20 protein-coding genes and 1 pseudogene are annotated in these 21,285 nt (G+C 65.5%); 3 read left to right on the top strand and 18 right to left on the bottom strand.

Annotated elements, in window-relative coordinates:
* Positions 1-2: 2 nt before the first annotated feature.
* From ftsX to ACFQRJ_RS04305, 7 genes are all read right to left on the bottom strand, one after another.
* Complete coding sequence (ftsX, locus tag ACFQRJ_RS04335; RefSeq protein WP_377017428.1) at positions 3-920, bottom strand: permease-like cell division protein FtsX; 918 nt, start codon at positions 918-920, stop codon at positions 3-5.
* Positions 917-1,825 carry a cell division ATP-binding protein FtsE gene (gene ftsE, locus ACFQRJ_RS04330; RefSeq protein WP_377017426.1) on the bottom strand — a complete coding sequence of 303 codons (909 nt, stop codon included), beginning with the start codon at positions 1,823-1,825 and terminating at the stop codon, positions 917-919. The genes ftsX and ftsE overlap by 4 nt, the downstream gene beginning before the upstream one ends.
* Before the next feature lie 248 nt (positions 1,826-2,073).
* Positions 2,074-3,189, bottom strand: a complete 1,116-nt coding sequence (prfB, locus tag ACFQRJ_RS04325; protein WP_377017424.1) for a peptide chain release factor 2 — start codon at positions 3,187-3,189, stop codon at positions 2,074-2,076.
* Positions 3,190-3,261: 72 nt separating this feature from the next.
* Entirely contained in the window at positions 3,262-4,467 is a 1,206-nt protein-coding gene (locus ACFQRJ_RS04320; protein ID WP_377017422.1) for a glycerate kinase, read from the bottom strand.
* Positions 4,464-4,871 (bottom strand): pilus assembly protein TadG-related protein, encoded by a 408-nt coding sequence (locus ACFQRJ_RS04315; RefSeq protein ID WP_377017420.1) that lies wholly within the window; start codon positions 4,869-4,871, stop codon positions 4,464-4,466. The genes ACFQRJ_RS04320 and ACFQRJ_RS04315 overlap by 4 nt, the downstream gene beginning before the upstream one ends.
* 68 nt (positions 4,872-4,939) lie before the next feature.
* Positions 4,940-5,374 carry a hypothetical protein gene (locus tag ACFQRJ_RS04310; protein ID WP_377017418.1) on the bottom strand — a complete coding sequence of 145 codons (435 nt, stop codon included), beginning with the start codon at positions 5,372-5,374 and terminating at the stop codon, positions 4,940-4,942.
* Positions 5,371-5,715 carry a TadE family protein gene (locus tag ACFQRJ_RS04305; protein ID WP_377017416.1) on the bottom strand — a complete coding sequence of 115 codons (345 nt, stop codon included), beginning with the start codon at positions 5,713-5,715 and terminating at the stop codon, positions 5,371-5,373. Before ACFQRJ_RS04305 ends, ACFQRJ_RS04310 begins: the two co-directional genes overlap by 4 nt.
* 376 nt (positions 5,716-6,091) lie before the next feature.
* On the opposite strand from ACFQRJ_RS04305, the gene ACFQRJ_RS04300 reads away from it, so the two are divergent.
* Positions 6,092-6,367 (top strand): hypothetical protein, encoded by a 276-nt coding sequence (locus tag ACFQRJ_RS04300; RefSeq protein WP_377017414.1) that lies wholly within the window; start codon positions 6,092-6,094, stop codon positions 6,365-6,367.
* A 10-nt stretch (positions 6,368-6,377) separates the two neighbouring features.
* Complete coding sequence (locus tag ACFQRJ_RS04295) at positions 6,378-6,656, top strand: hypothetical protein (RefSeq protein WP_377017412.1); 279 nt, start codon at positions 6,378-6,380, stop codon at positions 6,654-6,656.
* A 437-nt stretch (positions 6,657-7,093) separates the two neighbouring features.
* On the opposite strand, the gene ACFQRJ_RS04290 is transcribed toward ACFQRJ_RS04295, so the two are convergent.
* The 5 genes from ACFQRJ_RS04290 to ACFQRJ_RS04270 all read right to left on the bottom strand — a co-directional run bounded on the left by ACFQRJ_RS04290 (position 7,094) and on the right by ACFQRJ_RS04270 (position 12,149).
* Positions 7,094-7,843 carry a hypothetical protein gene (locus tag ACFQRJ_RS04290; protein WP_377017410.1) on the bottom strand — a complete coding sequence of 250 codons (750 nt, stop codon included), beginning with the start codon at positions 7,841-7,843 and terminating at the stop codon, positions 7,094-7,096.
* Positions 7,840-8,430, bottom strand: coding sequence for a hypothetical protein (locus tag ACFQRJ_RS04285; RefSeq protein WP_377017408.1), 591 nt, complete (start codon positions 8,428-8,430; stop codon positions 7,840-7,842). Before ACFQRJ_RS04285 ends, ACFQRJ_RS04290 begins: the two co-directional genes overlap by 4 nt.
* A 315-nt stretch (positions 8,431-8,745) precedes the next feature.
* Entirely contained in the window at positions 8,746-10,008 is a 1,263-nt protein-coding gene (locus tag ACFQRJ_RS04280) for a hypothetical protein (protein WP_377017406.1), read from the bottom strand.
* 53 nt (positions 10,009-10,061) lie between these two features.
* Positions 10,062-11,903 carry an AAA family ATPase gene (locus tag ACFQRJ_RS04275; RefSeq protein ID WP_377017404.1) on the bottom strand — a complete coding sequence of 614 codons (1,842 nt, stop codon included), beginning with the start codon at positions 11,901-11,903 and terminating at the stop codon, positions 10,062-10,064.
* Positions 11,904-12,008: 105 nt separating this feature from the next.
* Complete coding sequence (locus ACFQRJ_RS04270; RefSeq protein WP_377017402.1) at positions 12,009-12,149, bottom strand: hypothetical protein; 141 nt, start codon at positions 12,147-12,149, stop codon at positions 12,009-12,011.
* Positions 12,150-12,745: 596 nt separating this feature from the next.
* Here ACFQRJ_RS04270 and ACFQRJ_RS04265 point away from each other — a divergent pair.
* Positions 12,746-13,198 carry a hypothetical protein gene (locus tag ACFQRJ_RS04265; protein ID WP_377017400.1) on the top strand — a complete coding sequence of 151 codons (453 nt, stop codon included), beginning with the start codon at positions 12,746-12,748 and terminating at the stop codon, positions 13,196-13,198.
* Between the two features lie 165 nt (positions 13,199-13,363).
* Here ACFQRJ_RS04265 and ACFQRJ_RS04260 read toward each other — a convergent pair whose 3' ends face one another.
* The 6 genes and pseudogenes from ACFQRJ_RS04260 to ACFQRJ_RS04235 all read right to left on the bottom strand — a co-directional run bounded on the left by ACFQRJ_RS04260 (position 13,364) and on the right by ACFQRJ_RS04235 (position 21,267).
* Positions 13,364-14,014, bottom strand: coding sequence for a hypothetical protein (locus tag ACFQRJ_RS04260; protein ID WP_377017398.1), 651 nt, complete (start codon positions 14,012-14,014; stop codon positions 13,364-13,366).
* A gap of 14 nt (positions 14,015-14,028) precedes the next feature.
* A complete protein-coding gene (locus ACFQRJ_RS04255; RefSeq protein ID WP_377017613.1) occupies positions 14,029-14,466 on the bottom strand; it encodes a recombinase family protein in 438 nt (145 codons plus the stop codon).
* 171 nt (positions 14,467-14,637) lie between these two features.
* Positions 14,638-14,958 (bottom strand): annotated as a pseudogene (locus tag ACFQRJ_RS04250) (recombinase family protein); the annotation flags it as partial.
* Positions 14,959-15,155: 197 nt separating this feature from the next.
* Complete coding sequence (locus ACFQRJ_RS04245) at positions 15,156-18,329, bottom strand: type I restriction endonuclease subunit R (protein ID WP_377017396.1); 3,174 nt, start codon at positions 18,327-18,329, stop codon at positions 15,156-15,158.
* Positions 18,326-19,435, bottom strand: a complete 1,110-nt coding sequence (locus ACFQRJ_RS04240) for a restriction endonuclease subunit S (protein ID WP_377017394.1) — start codon at positions 19,433-19,435, stop codon at positions 18,326-18,328. Before ACFQRJ_RS04240 ends, ACFQRJ_RS04245 begins: the two co-directional genes overlap by 4 nt.
* Before the next feature lie 98 nt (positions 19,436-19,533).
* Positions 19,534-21,267, bottom strand: a complete 1,734-nt coding sequence (locus ACFQRJ_RS04235; RefSeq protein WP_377017392.1) for an N-6 DNA methylase — start codon at positions 21,265-21,267, stop codon at positions 19,534-19,536.
* Positions 21,268-21,285: the final 18 nt, after the last annotated feature.

Below are 21,285 nucleotides of genomic sequence, written 5' to 3'. Positions count from 1 at the left end.
GCTCACACCTTCAGATAGCGGTTCAGGGAGACCACGGACGAGGCGATGGACAGGACGGCGCCCAGCGCGATCAGGATCGGTGCGGCCCAGATCAGGTCCTCGGCGCCGACCGTGACGAGCTGCTGACCGAGGGTCGGAGCGAGCCAGCCCTGGACGATGTAGTGCAAGCCGACCCAGAGCATCCCGGAGGCGATCACCCCGCCGATGATCGCGGCGACGGCTCCCTCCAGCAGGAACGGCAGACGGATGAAGAGGTTGGAGGCGCCGACCAGGCGCATGATCGCGATCTCCCGGCGCCGGTTGGCGACGGACATGCGAATCGTCGTGGCCACCAGCAGCAGGGCGGCGATGAGCATGAGAACGGCCAGTCCCAGCGCGAACATGGTCGACTGGTTCAGCACGTCGATGAATGGCGCGAATGCGCTGAGCAGGTCGGTGACCTCGTCGACGCCGTCGCGGCCCTGGAAGAACTCGACCACCGCAGCGGATTCATCGGCGTTCTCGAGGGTGATGTGGAAGGAGACGGGCATGTCCTCCGCGGTGAAGTTGGAGACGAATCCCTCCCCCGCGAACTGCTCCTGGTAGATCGACAGCGCCTCGTCCTGACTGCGCTCGGTGTACGAGGAGATGTACGGGGAGAGCACATCGCCCTCCAGCGCCTGCCGCACGGAGTCGATCTGCGCATCGGTCGCCGCGCCACCGGCGCACGAGGAGGAGGTCGAATGCGGCGAGCACAGGAAGATCGTCACCTGGGACTGCTCGACCAAGGTCGACTTCATGTCCATGATCTGCTTCTGCATCAGCAATCCGGTGCCGACGAAGGTCAGCGAGACCGCGGTGACGATGACGACGGAGATGACCATGGCGATGTTCCGCCACAGGCCCGTGAAGATCTCGCCGAGGATGTACCGCGCCCTCATCGCCGCCTCCCCTCGTCCTCGTGCTCATGCTCGTGTCCGTCCTCGGCGAAGGGATCCTCCTCCTGGGCGCGGCGGGCGTCGCGCTCGTCGATCAGCTCCTCCTCCAGGACGTCGCCGGAGCGCGCGTCCTCACCGGTCGCCATGGCGTCATCGCTCAGCGAATGCTCGCCGCGACGACTGGAGTCGTCCGGCAGGTTGCCGGAGATGACGCTGTGGGGCACGACGGTCTCGTACAGCCCGGCAGCCTCGTCGCGAACCACCCTGCCGCCGACCATCTCGACCACGCGGCGACGCATCCGGTCCACGGCCGCCTGGTCGTGCGTGGCCATGACCACGGTGGTGCCGCGCTCGTTGATCTCGGCGAGCAGGTCGAGGATTCCTTCGGCGGTCGAGGGGTCGAGGTTGCCGGTGGGCTCGTCGGCAAGCAGGATCGAGGGCCGGTTCACGTAGGCGCGAGCGATGGCCACACGCTGCTGCTCACCACCGGAGAGTTCGTGGGGCATCCGACGCCCCTTGTCCTCCAGGCCCACCATCTCGAGCATCTCGGGGACCAGGCGGCGCACGACCTTGCGAGGCGTGCCGATCACCGCGAGGGCGAATTCGATGTTCTGGTAGGCCGTCTTCGAGGGCAGCAGCCGGAAATCCTGGAAGACCATGCCGATATCCCGGCGCAGGGACGGCACCTTCCATGACGGGATGCGCGAGAGGTCCTTGCCGGCCACGTACACCGTGCCGCGGCTGGGCGCGGTCTCCTTGAGGACCATCCGCATCATGGTCGACTTCCCGGATCCGGAGGCCCCGACCAGGAACACGAATTCCCCGCGGGTGAACTCGATGTCGAGATTCTCCACCGCGGGGTGCTGACCTCGCATGTACGTCTTGGTGACGTTGTCGAAACGGATCACGGGAGCCTGTCACATCGGGGGAACGTGGTGCCGTTCCAGAGTAGGGCCGCACTGCCGCGACGCGCCGCAGGCGCGATGAGCTGACGAGTCAAAACCTGGTCAAAGGCGGGTGCGGGCGCTCACCGTCGCCGATCCGGGGCCTCACCGGCCCGGGCAGCTGACCGGCCCCGTACAGCTCGCCGGGCCGGTGGAGCCCGTCGGTCCGGTGGATCTCGTCGGGCTCGGGGCAGGCGGCGGGTCTGCCCGCCTCAGTCGGCGAGCTTGCCCTGCTCGGCGCGCCAGCGGATGCCCGCGTCGATGAACTCGTCGATCTGCCCGTCGAACACTGCGGAGGGGTTGCCCTCCTGGTGCTCGGTGCGCAGGTCCTTGACCATCTGATACGGGTTCAGCACGTAGGAGCGCATCTGGTCGCCCCAGCTGGCCTTGACGTCGCCGGCCAGCTCCTTGCGCTCGGCGGCCTCCTCGGCCTTCTTCAGCAGCAGCAGCCGCGACTGCATGACGCGCAGGGCGGCGGCGCGGTTCTGGATCTGGGACTTCTCGTCCTGCATCGAGACCACGGTGCCGGTGGGGATGTGGGTCATGCGGACTGCGGAGTCCGTCGTGTTCACGGACTGCCCGCCGGGGCCGGAGGAGCGGAACACGTCGATCTTCAGTTCGTTCTCGGGGATCTCGATGGAGTCGGTGGACTCGATCAGCGGGATCACCTCGACGGCGGCGAACGAGGTCTGGCGGCGGCCCTGGTTGTCGAAGGGGCTGATGCGCACCAGGCGGTGGGTGCCGCCCTCGACGGAGAGGGTCCCGTAGGCGAACGGAGCGGTGACCTCGAAGGTGACGGACTTCAGCCCGGCCTCCTCCGCGTAGGAGGTGTCCATCACCTTGGTCGGGTAGTTGTGGCGCTCGGCCCAGCGCAGGTACATGCGCATGAGCATCTCGGCGAAGTCCGCCGCGTCCACCCCGCCGGCGCCGGCGCGGATGGTCACCACGGCGCTGCGCTCGTCGTACTCGCCGGAGAGCAGGGTGCGCACCTCGAGCTCGTCGAGGGTGCGGTGGATCGAGGTGAGTTCGCGCTCGGCCTCGGCGAGGGTGTCGGCGTCGTCCTCCTCCTCGGCGAGCTGGACCATCACCTCGATGTCCTCGATGCGCTGGGACAGCTCGCTGATGCGGCGCCGCTCGGACTGGGCGTGGGAGAGATTCGAGGAGACCCGCTGCGCGTTCTCGACGTCGTCCCAGAGGTCCTGGGCCGAGGCCTGCTTCTCCAGGTCGGCGATCTTGGCGTCGAGCGCCTCGATGTCGGTCACCTGCTCGATCGACGACAGGGTCGACCGCAGACGGGGGATCTCTTCGGAGAAGTTGATGGAAGCCACGAGGGGTGAGTCTACGGCAGAGGTCCGGATCGGGCCGAGGCGATCGCCCTGTTCAGCAGTGTCCGCCGTGATTCATGTCCTGCCCGGCTCCGCATCCGGCGCCGAGCTCGCGTCCCCGTCGCCGGAGTCGGAGACCGAGCCGCTGGACAGCCATCCTCCGACGTCGCGGCCCACCTCCACCAGCCATACCGGCGCATTCTCCATCGCCTGCTGCGCCGAGCCGGCCCGCGAGAGCAGGTCCCAGGCCCGGGTGATGCCCGCCTCCCGCAATTCGTGGGCACTCAGGGTGATGGCACCGGCCACGGCGGCCACGGGCAGGCCTCTGTCCCGGGCGCGGCGCGCGACCTCGGCGGGCCCCTTGCCCTGCAGGGTCTGTGCGTCGAGTTTTCCCTCGCCGGTGATCACGACGTCTGCGCGTTCCAGGAGGCCGTCGACCCCGGCCAGCTCGAACACGGCGTCGGCTCCGGAGCGCTGCTCGGCGCCCAGCAGGAACAGGGCGTACCCGGTCCCGCCCGCCGCGCCGGCCCCGGGCAGGTCGAGACGGGTGTGCTCAGGGTCCAGCAGGGCTGCGGCGCGGGCCAGGATCCCGTCGGCGTGTTCGATGTCCGCGGCCGAGAGGCCCTTCTGCGGTCCGTAGACGGCGGCAGCGCCGTCCGGCCCCAGCAGGGGGTTGGTGACATCGCTCGCCGCGACGAGGGTGACGCCGTCGAGAGCGGCGCGCGCCGGGCCGAGATCGACCGAGGCGAGGGTGGCCACGCCGTCGAGGCCAGGGCCGATCTCGAGCCCCGCGGAGGTGCGCAGGCGTGCCCCGAGGCCTTGCAGCATCCCGGCTCCGGCGTCGGTCGAGGAGCTCCCTCCGAGGCCGACGGTGATCGTGCGAGCTCCGGCGTCGACGGCCGCGAGGATCAGCTCGCCCAACCCCCTGGTGGACGCGGTGCGCGGTGCGAGCGTCCCGCCCAGCAGGGCGCGCAGGCCGACGACCTCGGCGAGCTCGACCACGGCATCGTCCCCGTGCAGTGCCCACTGCGCCGGGCGCAGCTCGCCGGTCGGTCCCGTCGCGGTGGTGATGCGAGGCTGCGCACCGGCGGCGATGGCGGCGTCGACGGTGCCGTCCCCGCCGTCGGCGATGGGGCAGCGCAGAACCGTCGCTCGGGGTGCCGTCTCGGTGATCCCGAGGCTGAGGGCGTCCGCGACGTCGGCGGCGCTAAGGCTTCCCTTGAACTTGTCCGGGGCGATGAGAACGGTGGGGGCGGGAGGTCGGGGCGGCACGGCGGTCATCGGGCTCTGGCTTCTCCTTCGACTCTCAGGGGGATGGACGTCCCGGTCCCCCGGGTGAACCATCCCACCAGAGGCGGGTTCGTGGTCGCGACCAGCGTGACCCGGACCGTGCCGTCCGCATCGACCGAGACGTCCGCGACGTGCAGGTCCTCGGTCCGGTCGCTGCGCAGCGGATAGTCGCGCAGCTGGTCCTGCGCGGCCCGGCGCGCGGAGCCGGCATGGATGGCCGCGCCGTCATCGGGATCGTAGATGCGGGCGGGGTCGACCGCCTGGGACGCGGCCAGGGCCGCGCTGTCCGCGGCGTCCTGGAGCCCGTTGCGCTCGAGATGGACCCCTGTGACCGCTGCGCCGACGCCGGTCACCATCAGGATGACCACCAGCACTCCAGTGGTCAGGACGGTCATCGATCCTCTCGCATCCCGCAACCGGGCGGCGAGGCATGTGCCCGGGCCCGTCCGGCCGTGCCCCGCCATCAGGACCCCGCCCGGTACCGGTCGACCTGGACGGCGTGCGCTGCTCCCACGGCGACCGGGCCGTCGTTGCCGAGCACCGGGCCGAGCCCTGGCACCTGGACGGGGATCCGCACCTGTGCGGTCACGGTCCCTCCCGGCGTCGCGCACGGGTCCTCGCTGCAGCTGATCTCCACCACGTCGCTCGCGGCGAGCCGGTAGTCCCCCAGCACCAGCGCAGCGTGCTCTTCGCTGCGGGCCGCCGCGACCCGGGGGTCGGACTGGGTCGCGTGGATGCGGGCAGCGTCCCGTGCGATCGTGTCGGCTGCGAACACAGCGGACTGGACCGAGCCGAGTGTGAGCACGAGATAGAGCGACGGGATCAGGAGAGCTGCGGCGAGCACGACGAATTCGACCAGAGCGTTGCCGTCCTCGTCGGCCGGCCGGCCGACGCTCACCACGATTCCTCGTCGATCGAGCGGCCCTGGACGGTGAGGCCCGCAGACGGTCCGAAGAGCCCCACCAGCGGCAGTTCCGCGGTGACCTCGACGTGGATGGTGCCGTCGGGGTCCTGGACCGCGGTGGACTCCGCCTCGAGTGCTGAGCCGAAACGATCCTCGATCAAGCGCTCCGTGCGATCGGCACCGTCCTGGGGCGTCGAACCGACCAGAGCGGCGTGGTGCGCTCCCTGCACGGCTGCGTCGATGAGCGTGTTGCGGGTGTGGACGATGAGTGCAGCCTGGACGACTCCCAGCGCGATCATGATCACCAGCACGGCGACCATGGGGAACTCGGCCACCGCGGCGCCGTGCTCTGCTCGCAGCCGCTCCGCCACGTGCTGCCGAGGGCGTGCAGAACGGCCCTGCCGTCGGTGCGAGGGCAGGTCAGGGAGAGAGCGGGCCGAGGCGTTCACGCTGGTGAGAGTTCGCTCTGGTCGGTCACATGGACCCGTCGAGGAACGGGGCCATGGCGTTCTGGAAGATCTGGACGATCTGCTCGGAGGCGACGGCCCACAGCGCCACCACGATCCCGGCCCGGGCGATGTAGGGGTAATAGTAAGCCCTGGTCGGACGCGGATTAGAGCCACCGGAGCAGCACTTCAGGCTAGACGGACCGTTACTCGATCGTTAGCCCTAACGTCCCGGCCAGCGTCACGTCCATGATCAGATCTAGCTATGAACCAGGATCCGATCTTCAACGTCTTCGACGGCCAGCGTCACGTCGAGACGGTCGAGTACGCCGGTGCGATTCCTCAGGTCGGATCCATCTTCTACACGACGAACGCCGACACCGGCGAGGCGTACGAGGTTGAGGGTGTCGCCTTCATCTACGAGAAGCACGGTGGCTTCCCCTACGGCTGGAACGTGTTCGTCAAGCGCGTCCCCAGGGAGTCGACCCTCCTCGGCATCTACGACCCGAGCTACTACCCGGCCGACGGCGTCGAGCTCTGAGGGGCCAGTGATGACTAGCTCGCCCGGCGGCGGAGGCTTCGAGGACATCTTCTCGAGCATGTTCGGTGGACAGACGAGCCCGCCGCACCCCTCGCCCCGCCCGTACGTCTGCACGCGCACCCTGAGGGGCGTCAAGACCCTCGCGGAGGCTGAGGCGACGCTCGGCGGGGTGTTCACGGAGTTCTTCGGGACCACAGACTGGCACATCGACACGGTGAACGCCAAGGACGACGGCACCGGCGCCTTCACTGTGACCGTTCAGGCCAGCATGGACCGGCGCGACGGTTAGGAACCTTCGACAACTCAATGGAACTCCTCTCGACGGTGGTCGGCGGACTGCTGCCGATCGCGCTTCCCTGGGTCGCATACATGCTCCTGCCCTGGGTGCGAAAGTTCCGGCGGCTTGAGCGCCTCGCCGCACTTCGTCAATCCCTAGGACATCAAGGCGCCCCACTCGATGCGGAGATCGCGAAACTGGTCGAGTCAGTGGTCCGCGACCAGCAAGAGCGGGCAGTGAGAGTCCAACGGTGGTTTGGGAGAGCTCTCCTTCTCGCTCCGGCTGGCCTCGCCGTAGTCGTGGCCGTTGGATTGATCGCCTCCGCCCGGGGGAACGTCCCGGAAGTCCCCTCGGGAGGACTAGCCCTCGTGAGTACGGCCGCCGCAGCCCTGAGTGCAGTAGCTGCGGTAGCCGCTAGCGCGTGGGAGTCGAAGCGTCGCGAGGATGTGCTACGCAGTCACGAGCGGCACGAGCGGCACGAGCGCGCCCGCGCGGAAGACGTCCCCGGTGAGGGCGATGAACCGGGCGCGAGAGTAGACCTCGATCCCGGGGCGACGGGTCCCGGGGGCCTCGGCGAGGAGCCCGAAGACGTGGAGGCCTCGGCCGGACATGCTCCGCTCGACCCACGCACCGGGGTTCGCGGCAAGGACGGCCTCGGCGACCGCTGAGGTGACGTTGCCGTCGGCGTCGAGGGCGTCGTCGAGGTCGAGGCAGCCGATCCCGTCGCCGAGGACGAAGCCGACGCCCGTTCCGACGGCGCTGTCCCGGGCCTCGGCGTAGCTCGACCAGGTGTGCGGGTCCGTCGACGAGGCGGCGCGGTTCCGGTCGGCCCGGAGCGGGAGCTTCCGCCCGTCCTTCGTGACGGTCCATCGCACCCACCGGTCCCGCTCGCGGAGCTCGGCCGGGATCGGGTCGACTGTGCCGCGGAGGATCTCCTCGGCCTCGGCGACGACGGCCCGGCGGGCGCGGTGCGCGGCGACACGGCACGAGTCGGAGCAGAAGCGAGGCGGGCGTCCGCGGCCGGAGATCTCGATCGGGGTCCCGTCGTGCTCACAGGCGGCGAAGCGCGGGGCCGCGGCCCGGCGGGCGCGGTAGTCCCTCTGCCGGCAGCGGTTCGAGCAGAACCGAGCGGGGCGGCCCTGGCGGGGCGGGGTCTGATCGACCGGGGTCCCGTCGACCGGGCAGGGCGTGTATCTCATGGTCCCGATTCTACCTTGAATCGCTTCAATCCGTAACGGACTATCGTTACCGAGGGTGGTCGAAGTGCTTTCGATACGTTCGAGTATCGTCCCTGGTCGCGATAGAGGTGATAGTCGGGACGCTCTCCGAGGCGGAAGAAGCCCAGCTGCCGTCTCTGGCTCGCGGAGATATGGCGGGCGTCTTCGGTTCCCGGTCGAACTATTTCCCAGGTGGGGTCGAGCTCCGGCGTGATGGTCAGCCTGATCACGAGGCACTCCTCTGCCCCGTCCACTGGATCGTGCACTAGCCTGCCATTCGGCTTGATGCCGGAGCGGTCCTTGCCGAGCTGACTCTCCTTGACGAGGTTGTCAGGAAGGCCCGAGATCGCGGCCTCGATGGTGATGTTCTTCTTCAGGTCAAGCCCAAAGAAGTCAGCATCCGTGAACTGAGGGTTGTGATTCGCGCTGAGCACCAGACCGATCGCGTCCAATAGCGTGGTCTTGGTGCTGTCTCCCGCACCGACAAGACCGATCAAGTGCCGGTCGATCACCCATTCAGCTGACTCGATACCCCGGAAGTGTTCGATCTTGAGCAGGCGGAGCATCATCGGGATACCTCATCATTGGAACGTGTGCTGACGTCGGCGGGAATCTCGATCGAGCGGCTGCGCTCACAACCGCAAGGTAATCTTGCTACCTTGGCGATCCGCTCCCGATCTACTAATCATGTCCCAGGTGCGCGACCCATACAGGAGTCTCATCGAGTGTGTCTCGATTCGTCTCTCAATCGAGACACTTATGAGGCTGACACCCCCGCGGGAGCGCGGGGGCCTCGTCGTGTCCGGAGCGGGTGATGTCTGCAAGACGGCTGAGCCACATCCCTCAGACGAGGGCTCGCACGGCAGGAACTACGCCCGGGCCCCTTATTGCACGACACCGCCATTTCCGAACCACGTTGCCAGCTTGGCCACACAGGCTTCTTTCTCAGTCGGCAAGGTGAGGAACGACAGCGTGCCTGTGTTCGTCTTCCAGGGACTGTAAAGCTCGTCGTCAGGCACCTGGCCGCTAGCGACCGGATACGCCAGCGCCGCCAACGGTGCCGCGAAGGACGAGGAATAGGCATGCAATTGATACAGGTCCTCACGGTCGATACCTCGCCAGCTCCCAAGCCTCTTGTACTTGGCATCGAGTACGGCCGTGATGGGTTTCTCCCCGACCATGACATCGGGATAGAGCTTGCCCACCCTACGATCTGGATCGATCGTGGAGCGCGCCAGGTGGCCCGACGTCCGCGTAGTCGTGCCGTGCCGTACGGGCTGCTCCGTAGCCAAGCCAGCACAGTGCAGTACAAACAGCTCCCAGAGCTCGGCGACATCAATCAGCACACCGTGGGTCGACTCATCATCGGCCGCGACACCTAGCGGATCTTCGTTCAGGATTCGCCACGACAACTCAGCTGCACGCCGCCATTTGACCGTGATCGGACTGTATCGCGTGCTCCGTATGTCATGCAGACTTGGTTTTGCCGGACGTGGCCCCGTGGCAGCCCGCAACACCGCCAATTGCTCGTCGAGCCGAGAGCCTCGCCAGCGGGCACCAGAAAGGTGCCGATCGAAGTAGCGATCCGCGAGCACCACGGCACTGGCTGGCGCATTATCGTAGGTGCGCACGACGCGCGTTGAGACCAAATCGCGGTGCCCGGCTGCCCGTCGACGTGCGGTCGCCCCCACATCAAGACGCCCTTTCACCGCCACTCCACGCGAACTGACCTTCCGACCTGTTCGCGGCAATGCATGCTGTCCCGCTGTGAGGATCGAAGCTCTCCACAAGGCTGCCAGCAGCTGTGTGACCGCACTGGTCACTCCCGTCGACTGCGTAGCGGTCCGCGGCAGGACCTGGACGTTCAGAATCGTGCTGATCCACGACATGATCGTCCCGACGCCGAGGCGCGGCTGGATGACCAGTGTTCTACCCTGGTGGCGGATCTCGCCGATGTAACGGTTCGCCCGCCAGCCATCGAGATCTCTAGTGAGGACGGGCTCGATCGTCGGCGCGTGATCCATCTGCAATTGCGCGTTGAGCACAAATGGTTCCGGCGACAGCTCTGTGATCGAAGCCAGCCAGTGCTGCTCCTCCTGGGTGGGTGGGCGATCCCAGTGCGTCTCCGAGGTGAGATCCTTGATCACAAGACGGTCTGGCACTGATCCCACCGCAACACTGCCCTTCCTGCCGGCCATTTTCAGTTGCCCATCGGGGTCAAGAGGGACTGTTTGAGCTCCTCCAGCTGCTCAACGCGCCGGTCCGAGCCGGCCAAGTACTGCGAAAGCACTGGTTCAATCGAAAGTGTCCATAGAGACTGCAACGGTGCGAGTACTTTGCCCTGGACATTCCAAAGATACTTTCCCTGGCGACGACGATTGACCTTATGCCGCCACTCGAGCGCGACGAAGTACGGCAGGTCACCGAACACTGCAGCCCCGAGCTCGTACTCTGGGCCCAGCTCCGACAGCTCCGCGATCTTCGCATTCAGACGGGAGATTCCCTCGGCCAGATCCTCGAGCTGGGGCACAGCGTCACGCCATTCCACCGTCATGGATTGCTCAGCCCACTGCGTTTCCCAGATGGCGAACAGAGCCTCCTTGTCGAACGGGGCGGGAAACCAGAAGAACCGGCGACGCATCGCGAAGTCCAGCGCCTCGACAGACTGGTCGATCTCGTTCATCGTCCCGACGATGTAGAGGTCCTCCGGCATTGCAAATCGGATCTGCTCACCGTCGTCCCCTTCGGCAAAAAGGTCAATATCGGTGCCACGCTTGTCGCGCTCCATCGCACTGAATGCCTCACCGAACATTGCACTCAGATCAGTCCGGTTGATCTCGTCGAGGATCAACACATGCGGCAACGCACGCTCACCCATTTCCTGCTGTTCGACGCGCATTCGCTCAACGATCCGTGGAAGAGTACCTAGTTGATAGCTCGTTCCGCCTTCAGCATCCAGCCGCAGACCCACCATGAACTCGGCGTAGCCGTAGGACGGGTGCATTTGCAGACTGGTCACATGGTCCCTGACAGCCTCGACAACCGCGCTGACATCGCTGAAGTACTCATCCACACCCCACCGTTGCAACGCAGCCGCCCTGATCACGCTCTCTGCCAGTTCGCGCGCTGTGAAGGTCTTTCCGGTCCCGGGAGGGCCGTAGAGCACGATCTGCTTCTTGAAATCCAGGGCGAAGGCGGGGTCCATCGTCGCGCTGTCCGCTGAGCGTCCCACTGGGTGCCAAATGGGCTTGAGATCGGATTCGTAGTAGTCGCGTCGACTCTCGTCCCACTCGGGCAGACGTTCCTTCAACGCCTGACGGATCGAGTACAGTCTCTGGTCCTGGCTGGCGTCAGAGCCACTTGAGTCAAGATCACCGAAAGCTTTGAGGACGAGCTCCTTATGCCGGCTCGACGCGATCCTCTCGAAGTACGCGGGATACAGGAGGTGACACACTATGTGGCGCATCGTGTCGCTGTGATGCTCGCCGTCCTCAGCAAACCTGGCGAACCCCCACGGATTGTCCTCCAAGAGCGCGACTCTCTCGTCGCGCGGCAGAGTCTTTAGCCGCAAGGCGAGCGCCATCAGGTAACCGACATGGAGATCCTGACGGGTGTTGTAGTACAGGCCCGGATTCGCAATCCAATTCTCAAGTGCTTCGTACACAGTACTGTCGGTGGTTACATGAAGTTCCGGATGATCAGATCCGATCGTCTTGTTGATCATCTCCAGTTTCCGGCCCGGCCCGACCGACGCAGTGACCAGATAATAGACCAGTAAAGTTTCCGCGGCGAGCAACCTGACCTCGATGTCAGCACCCTCCAGCTGCACTTCCCACTTGCTCTCGAAGCGCCCGCCACCCTCCTCCCCCTCGAGAAGGTTCTCCCAGAATTTCTCGTTCAGCTCGTCGAGTACAGGCCTCGACCAGCAGGTGGGGAACTCGTCAGGATGGAGCATCGAAGCGTCACCGATCAGCGACCGCTCGCGCCAGTTTGCACATGCTTCGTCGATCTGCCGACGATCACGATCTGAGTAGACAGCCATGCTTTAGCCTCTCATCCCCGACGCTCGTCGGCGGACCATGAGGATCTCCGCAGCAATCACCGCCGCCAGCGCATCGGCACACGCACACAGGCCGCGTACTCGCGGTCAATCGATGTCCTCGTCGGTGAGCTCGTGGTCGAGCATGCCGAGCACGTACGAAAGCTCGTCGCGCGTCAGCTCGCGGATCCGCCTGTAGTGCAGGACCGCATCAGCGACGGCGAAGCCGGTGGGCGCGTCGGACGACATGGCTGGAGGCTACGTCGCGGCCCCGACAGTGCACTAGACCAGTGTCCAGAATCGCCGCGACCGGGTACGCTCGCTGCGGGGATCGACCACGAAGGGGGTGCCGGTGAGTCATCAGCCGCTGCACGACGCTGTCTTGGGGTATCTCGTCGATCGCGCGGTCGGCATGGCGTACGCGAAGCCGCAGGTGCTGCAGCGCGGCTACCGCCGCCGCTGGGTCGAGGCCGAGCAGCGCGGCGAGAAGGCCGCGGCGATCACGGAGGACGTGGCCCGGGCCGCGGCCCTGATCGTCTCCGTCCTCGGCGAGGATCCAGCGCAGCCGTGGTCGAGGGCCCAGCTGGTGCTCGATCCGGCCGGCCCGTGGTGGGCGACCATCCTCGACCAGTACCTCGAGCTGAGCTCGCAGCGGCAGGCGTGGGTCCTCGAGCACGTGGGGCCCACCGCCGGCCGTGCGGCCCGGTGCCTGGAGGAGGAGGCGGCCGACGCGCGCTGGAGGTGGCTATGGTCGCAGCCGTCGTTCCCGCCCCCTCCAACAAGGATTGGCGTCTGCCCTCCCTCACCCGCCCGGACTCGTCGCGGGCCTGAGCAGGAAGCGCTGTGTGCTCGTCGATCTGAAGTCCACGGGCGCGGCGGAGCTCAGCCCGGTGGCGACCGACGCCGAGAAGAAGGCGTTCGCGCGCTGGCGGAAGCACCTGATGGCACTCGGCTTCGAGCCCGAGCAGGGCCTCATCCTCCGGATTTCGACGGCCGATGAGACCGTGAGGTGGGTCGACGCGATGGTCCGGAGACGGACGAGTCTCAGTAGCGGACCGGCGGCCGGCGATCCACAGCGCCGCCTCTCCACAGGCGGAGCCCGCTATCGCCCGCGTACGCTTCAGCACATGGACGGCAACTCTCGCAACGTGCGCTACCGGACCTGCACGGAATGCGGTGGCAACTGTGAGCCGGAGCCGATGCCGACGGAGGTCGGCATGCGGATCTCCTTCATCTGCCCTAGGCACGGCGTGCACAGTGTCATCGACCCGTTCGCAGCGCACCGCGGTAAGGGCTGATTGTGCAGGCGGGCTACTCTGTTCCCGCACACTGTATGCAGCAGGAGGCCTCGTGCCTGACCTTCACGACGACCCCGAGTTCCAAGACTGGCTCGAGCGCACGCTCGACGCCTTCCCCGCTCCGAGCCACGAAGTCGCCGGGAAGCTTCTCGGGCTCATCGATGCTCACGACGGAGACGATGGCGAGCCCTCACCGGACCCGTCCCCGGAGTCAAGAGAACCCGAGGCCGGGCCGAAGTAGGCCGCCATATCGTCCGGGTCGTAGTCCGGCAGCATGCGGTCAATGGACTCCAGTAGCAGCTGCCCCGGCTCCACCTCGACGTGGGAGTAGTCGAATCGCCGGCCGCGCCTCGTCGCCTTGGCGACCCGGACGTCGAGCAGGATCCGGATCACCTCGCGCCGCTCGATCAGCCCGGCCTGTCTCCACCCCTCGGTGAGGCTCGCGGCGCTGAACATCCGCCGCAGTGCGGGCGAGCTGACGGGGGCGATCTCCCGGCTACGCAGCTGGTCGATCTCCTCCGCCAGGCGTAGGTCCTCGACGCCGTAGGCGCGCAGCGTGATGCCGCCCTCCGCCCTCAGGGCGTCGAGGTCCGCGCGCTCGGCCTCCTTAGCCGCGATCATCCCGGCGACGTCCGGGCCGCTGCGCTCACTCTCCTGGCGCTGCCGATATGACTCCGCGATGAATGCCCGGTAGCCGGGCGAGCCGAACAGCACGAGCAAGAGGGCATCGATCATCTCGTCCACGCGCCGGCCGGAGACGGTGACCTTCCGGCACCCCTCGTGCAGGCACGTGTACGCCAGCGGCAATCGGGACATGTTCGTCGAGGCCTTCAGCGCTCCCCGCACTCGCCGCAGCGCGCGATGCCCGACAGCAGGTGCCGGGGCTGCTTCCCCCGCGGGGGCGCGCTGAGCCGGGAGGGGTTCGTCAGCGCCGCGTGCAACCGCAGCCAGGTGCCATGGTCGATGACCGGGGCCCAGGTGGCCTCGCCGATGTCCTGGCCCTGGTGGACGCGCCGGCCCGCGATGGTGGGATTGAGCAGCCGCTGGCGCAGCGAGCCGGGATGCCAGTAGGTCACGACGCCGCCCGGGTTCTCACGCAGCGTCCTCGCGTTCGGCCGCCGGGGGCTGGGCACGCCGCGGGCCGTCAGCTCGAGGGCCACGCTCCGCAGCGACTTGCCCGCCAGGACCGCCTCGGCGGACTCCACGAGGACCCGCGCCTCCTCGCACAGGGTCTTCGGTGCCGGGTCATCGGGAAGGACGGGGATCACGGTGCCGTCAGCGGTGCGCGCGGACTCGCCGTCGGGGCCGGCCCGCACGTACGGCGTCTGGTCGAGCAGTGCGCCCGTCGCCGAGTCGTACACCCGGTGATAGCCGTACACGAACCGCCCGTGCGGCCGCTTTAACTCCGCGTTCCGGCGTACCGTACACACGTTGCGGTCACGGATATCCGAGGCGTCCCGCTCGGCCAGCAGTGCATCCAGCGTCGCGGTGAACGAGTCGGAAGTGTGCGCGAGGTCGTATCTGCGGCCCTTCGAGACCAGCCCGACGCCCGCATCCCGGCATGCCGTGCGCAGGTCGACGAAGACAGCGAGGTCGCGCGACGCACGGGAGGACTCCCAGACGATCAAAACATCGATCTCGCCCTGCCTGACCGTGTCGAGGACGTCCTCGAACCCTTCCCGGTCGCGCTTGGCGCTCGCACTGGCCGACCTGTCGTCGTCACGCACGACGCGGACCACGTCGACCCCGTTGGCATCCGCCCAGGCCCGGCACTACCGGATTTAGTCGTCGACGCTGGTGCCGCGGTGCTTGGGGTCCCGGGAGGCACGGCCGTAGATTAGTCCTCGCTCTGCCACACCGGTCAGGCTAACCACCGCACTCCCCCGCGCCTACCTCTTCCAGAGTTCGCAGGGGCGGGTAGACGGCTGGGTGCGGAGGCGCGGCCGCCCTCTCCTGGCTACCCGTCTGCAGCGATGTTCCGAGAGCGGTAGAAAGCGCGCGCGATCAGCTGCCGGGCTCTTTCAGCGTCAGCGTCCCCGGCGAAGATCACCTCGCTGACCCTGCCCAGCACATCGCCGGCGGCCAGGACAGCTTCGTCCGTACTGGCCTGAAGGTCGGGGCTCTCTTCGAACTGGGTCTCGCTGTTCGACTGCGCCTGCTTCACCAACGTCGGGTCCTCGCCGAGCTTCGAGATGATCGTCTCCACCGCACCTCGAGTCGTCTCCTCCGACTCGCCGAGCATCGCAGACAACTCGCGCACCACCTCGATCAGGGCCACCATCTTGGGATCACGCGGCTCGGCGCTGCCCGGCTGCGATGCTCCGGTGATCTCCCCGCCGCCAGAGATGTCGATGTCCGCCGGCTGTTCTTCGACAAGCTGAAGCCGAGTCAGCTCGACGTCGGACAGGTCGATCACGTCCGTGAGTCCGGTATCGCGCAGATGCGGCGCGAGAAGTCGCAGATAGATCGCCTTCTTCGCAAGGTCGAGGTCTTCGTAGTCGACAACCTGAGTGATGAAGTCGTAGAAGCTCAGGAAGGAGGTGACGTTCTTCCGGAACAGAGCCAGCTCGTTCAGCTCCAGTCGGTCCTCCCGACGCCGGGCGCTTTCCATCCGATCCCAGTAGCGCTTCTTGGCCGGACCGAGACCGCGGGCGATCTTGCCGTTGACCTTGGATCCCGCTCCAGTTCCCTCCGTGAGGAACACGTTAGCGACCTCCTGGATCTCCTCCGGCTCGTAGATGTCCGCACCGTCGAGCTTCGAGAGGATGTCCCAGATCGTATTCGGGTCGGTCGACTCATCGATGTGAGCATCGGCGTAGTACGGCTCGAACGCAGCCTGGATGTCCGCGGGGTCATTCACGAAGTCGACCACCTGCGTCATCAAGGAAGTTTTCTTGGTGCCCTTCGTCGTCGTGTGGGTGCGGTTCAAGCGCGAGAGGGTCTGCACCGCCGTGATCCCGGAGAGCTTCTTGTCGACGTACATCGCGCATAGCAGGGGCTGGTCGAAGCCGGTCTGGAACTTACTCGCGACGATCATCACCTGGTACTGCTGGCTCTTGAACTCCTGGCGCAGATCCCGCGTGCCGCCGTTCATCGTGGATTCGTTCAGCGTCTCCAGGCCGATCTCCGCGCTCGTCTCGGCGTCTTCGACCGTGCCCGAGAACGCTACGAGCGTGCCGTAGTCCAGACCCTTCGCTTTGATGTAGCGGTCGATCTCCCGCTTGTATCGCACAGCGCCCAGCCGGTTGGCGGAGACCACCATCGCCTTCGCCGCCCCGTCGAGCAGGTGAGACACGTTCTCTCGGAAGTGCTCGACGATGATCGCGGACTTCTGCGCAATGGTCGTGGGATGCACCCGCACCCACTGCATGACCGACTTCTTGGCCTCGGACTCGTCGACCTCGACATCGAGGGAACCTTCGACACGCTCGCCGAGGTCGAAATACATCTTGTACGTGCGATAACCCCGCAGCACATCGAGGATGAACTCCTCCTCGATCGCCTGCTTCATCGAGTACAGATGGAACGGTCTGGGCTCTCCGTCGTCGCCGTCACGCTGGCCAAAGGTCTCGAGCGTCTTCTTCTTCGGTGTGGCAGTGAAAGCGAAGAACGAGATCCCTTCGTGGGTCGCCCGAGCCTTCATCTCGCTCGAGAGCATCTGATCGATCATCATCTGCTCGGCGTCGACCTCGACCTCGCCTGTTTCCGCGAGCTCCCCCAGCTGCTCGTCGGACAAGACGCTCTTCAGCTTCGCAGCAGTCTGTCCGGACTGCGAGGAGTGCGCCTCGTCAGCGATGACAGCGAATTTCTTCTTCTTGAACTCCTCCGCGTTCTGCAGCTTATCCAGGACGAACGGGAACGTCTGGACCGTGACCACAACGATTAGCTTCCCGGACTCGATGGCATGTCCGAGCGCGCCGGACTTCGAGGCAGAGTAGTCCTCACGCAACGCGGCGTATTCCCGGATCGCCTTGTCATCGATGGTGGCGACGATCGACTGGTTGTCCGTATCGATCTGCCGAATCGCCTCCTGCAGTTGCGCGTCCAGGACGTTCCGGTCGGTCACCACGATCACCGTGTCGAAGAGCTTCTTGTTGCCGACCTGGATGCGCGCCAGGCGGTGCGCTGTCCACGCGATGGAGTTCGTCTTGCCCGATCCTGCCGAGTGCTGGATGAGGAAGCGCCGGTCAGGCTCCGGTGTAGTGACCGCCGCCTCGAGCTTCCGCACCACGTCCCACTGATGGAATCGCGGGAAGATCAGCGTGTACGAGCGCTTCTGCCGACCGCTCTGGTCCTTGCTGCGGGACTCGGAGATCCAGATGAAGCGCGAGAGGATCGCCAGCCACGCATCACGCTGCAGCACCTGCTCCCAGAAATACGCCGATTTCTGCCCGTTCGGGTTCAACGGATTGCCGGCTCCGCCGTCCTCGGTACCGCGGTTGAACGGCAGGAAGCGGGTCTTCGGGCCGTCGAGCTTCGTGGACATCCAGACCTCGTCCTCGGAAACGGCGAAGTGCACAAGGGCTCTGGTGCCGTTGCCCAGCAGCGCGAAGGGCTTCTTGCCCTTCGGCTGGAGCACACGTTCGCGGTACTGCTGCTTCGCGTCCTCCACAGTCTGCGTATTCTCGGTCTTCACCTCCGCCGTCGCCACAGGCACGCCATTGAGGAAGAACACCAGATCGATTGAGTTGTTGCCGTCGCCGTAGTGGACCTGCCGCATGACCCGAAGGCGGTTCGCCTCGTAACGAGCCTGAGTCGACGGGTTCAGCGACGTCTCCGGACGCGCCTGCATCATGTCGAACTTCGCGGATCCAGCGCCGAGCCCCGCGACGTTGAAGCCCTTGCGGAGGGAACGCAGGGCACCCTCGCGGTCAGTCATCGGCTTGTCGAGGCTGGCCGTGAGACGGTCCAGGAGCATTCGCCGGCGCTTGGCTTCGTCCGGCGAGCCGGGCCTGACGAACTTGTCAAACGCCGCCGGCTGCGTCTCTTGGAGCCACGCGAAGACGTCTGCAGGGACAAGCGCCCGCTCTACGTCGTAGAGGCCGTCGTTCTCGGAATACAGCCAGCCGTTCGCTTCGAGGTGCTCGCAGAGCTCCCTCTCGAACTCGATCTCCTTGTGCTGGCTGTTCATGCCGCCGTCCTCACGTCGATCTGGCCCGTGACAGCCGCAGTGATCAGCGCCGCACGTCGCTCCAATGAGAGCGTAATGAGATTCTCGGACTCTGCGATCAGTGCGTCGATTCGGGACGTTTGTTCGTCGAGATATGCGGCGACCGTTCGCTGGCTATCGAGAGATGGGACCACAATCGGCATATTAGTGATCATGTGACGACGAACTGAGTCCACTGTACTCTTAGCGCTACCATCGAGCGCGACATACCCAAAGTAAGCGCTAAACGCGTAGAAGAAGTACGACGGAATTACGTTGCGAAAATTGTTCATCACGTACACCCGCTGGTGTGCATTAAACTGCCCGCCTTGAACTAAATGGAAGACCTTCCCAACGCCCGCCCCGTCTCCGGACGTTAGGACCGCAGCACCCTCAAAACAGAACCTATCCGAGCGTTGCACCAAGTCGGAACGGACGTAGAATGGGTAGTCGCCTCCGAACGTAGCGTCTTGCGTATCGCCGCTCCCAGTATTTACGTCGGCAAGAAACCGCACGCGGACCAGCTGTGCATCAGCACGCATTGCGCCAATCCATGAAACACCACTGTCAGCAATATCGACACCTGGATCGACTCCGCGAGAAATAGATCGCTTTACGACTGCGTCACGTCGCTCCCGCAGAGAATCGACGAGGCCGCGCTGCTCGGCGATCAGTTCGTCGATTTGTTGCGTCTCGCGATCAATGTACGCAACGATTTTATCTTGCTCGACCCGCGGCGGACGTGGCAAGAGCATCGACTTAAAGACCGAACGGTCAAACGAAGTCGAACGTTCACGAATACCTTTTGCGAGCGCGCGGATAAATCCGGCCATCGACGCGGCACGCAGAGCGTGGACAATAAACTCCGGGTTGTCGCCTGGGGTTCTGTAGATGTGCACAACCGGCGACATCTTTCCATTCGAATCGGACACACCAATTGCCCCCGCGAAGGCATCCATCGAATGAATAACAACCTCACCGTCGCGCACGCCTTGATAGCCAACATCCTTGACAGATTCGGTGAATCCATCAGTTCTACGATTTGACCGAAGCGTAACGCGGCCGTCACGGAACGCCGTTACGGTCATATCGTCGGGCTCTGGCTCGCGTCTCACAGGTTGTGCCACCGCTCGTGCGGGTACGACTTGCCAATGACGAGGAAGCGCTGAGCTCCAGGGGAGCGCACTCATGCTTCCACCGACTTCAGCATGGTGAGTATCTTGGCGACCTTGGCTTCGAGGTCACGGTCGATCTCCTCAAGTGGACGCGGAGGCACGTACTTGTAAAAGATCCTGGTGAATGGGATTTCGTACCCGACCTTCGTCTTCTTGTCGTCGATCCAGGCATCTGAAATGTGCGGAGCGATCTCGGCGGCGAAGTACGCCTCGACCGTCGCGTCCTTGCCGTCGGCACCGTAAGTGTTGCCTCCATACGTGAACGGCACGTTCTCCGTGTCGCGCTTCTTGGCGTCGGGCTTCGGGTGGCCCTTGCGGTCCCGGACGATCTGGCCATCGTCATCGAGCAACGGGCGTTCAACGGTGATCGTCCAATATCCGAACTCATCGGTGGACAGGATCTTCGACTGCTCGCCGTCCTCGTGGGCGTCATATAGCGAGACGATGTCGTCCCGCTGGCCCACGGAGATCTCGCGACGCTTCGATCCCATGCCCTTGCGCATCTTGGTCCACATGCCGCTGGCGTCGATGAGCTGCACGGTGCCTTGGCGCTCCGGCGTCTTGGCATTGTCCAGCACCCAGACGTACGTGGCGATGCCCGTGTTGAAGAACATATCCGTCGGCAGCGCGATGATCGCGTCGACGAGGTCTTCCTCCAGCAGCCACTGCCGGATCTTGGACGGCCCAGACTCGGCGGCACCGGTGAACAGTGGCGAGCCGTTCAACACGATGCCGGCGCGGCCACCACCCTCGTGGGCCGGGCGCATCTTGCTAACGAGGTGCTGCAGGAACAGCATCTGCCCGTCGCTGACGGACGGGAGCCCGGCACCGAAGCGTCCGAGCTTGCCGGTGCGCGCCTCCTCCTTGACGAAATCCTCGGCGGCCTTCCAGTCGACGCCGTAAGGCGGGTTGGAGAGGCAGAAGTCGAAGGTGCGGCGATAGAAGTGGTCCTGGATCAGGGTGTCGCCCTTGCGGATGTTGCCGATGTCCTGGCCCTTGGAGATCATGTCCGACTTGCAGATCGCGTAGGACTGAGGGTTGATTTCCTGGCCGTACAGGGTCAGCCGGGCGCTGGGGTTGCGCTCACGCAGACGCTCCTCGGCAACCGAGAGCATGCCACCGGTGCCCGCGGTCGGGTCGTAGACCGTGCGGACGACTCCCTCGCCGAGAAGCGACTCCTGCTCCTCGGCGAACAGTAGGTCCACCATCAAGCGGATCGCATCGCGGGGCGTGTAGTGCTCACCGGCTTCCTCGTTCGAGGCTTCCGCGAACTTGTAGATCAGGTGCTCGTAGAGGTCACCCATCTCCGCGTTGGAGATCGCACTGGGGTGGAGGTTAACCCCCGCGAACCGCTCCACGACGAGGTACAGCCGGTTGTTCTCGTCGAGGACGTCAATGACTTGCTCGAAGCCGAACTGCTCGAACACATCGATGTTCGACGAGAAGCTCGTGACGTACTCGATCAGGTTCTCGCGTAGCTGGTCAGGGTCCTCGAGAAGCCGAGCGAAGTCGTACTTGCTCGTGTTGTAGAAGGACAGGCCCGTCGCGCGCCGCATCTGCGCATCGAGGACGCCACCGGTGTGCTTCGCCGCCAGCGCCCGCATCTCGTCGCGCGTGGACGCCATGAGTGCGTCGAGCCGGCGAAGGATCGTGAACGGCAGGACGATGCTGCCGTACTGGTGCGGCTTGTAGACACCGCGTAGCTGGTCTGCGATCGACCAGACGAAGGGCCCGAGGTTGTTCATGTATGAGTCCGCTTCTCC

Source organism: Brachybacterium sp. GCM10030252, from assembly GCF_042666535.1.
Taxonomy (GTDB): Bacteria; Actinomycetota; Actinomycetes; order Actinomycetales; family Dermabacteraceae; genus Brachybacterium.
Note: the sequence above shows the minus strand (reverse complement) of the source record. Positions and strands in the feature narration are given on the sequence as shown.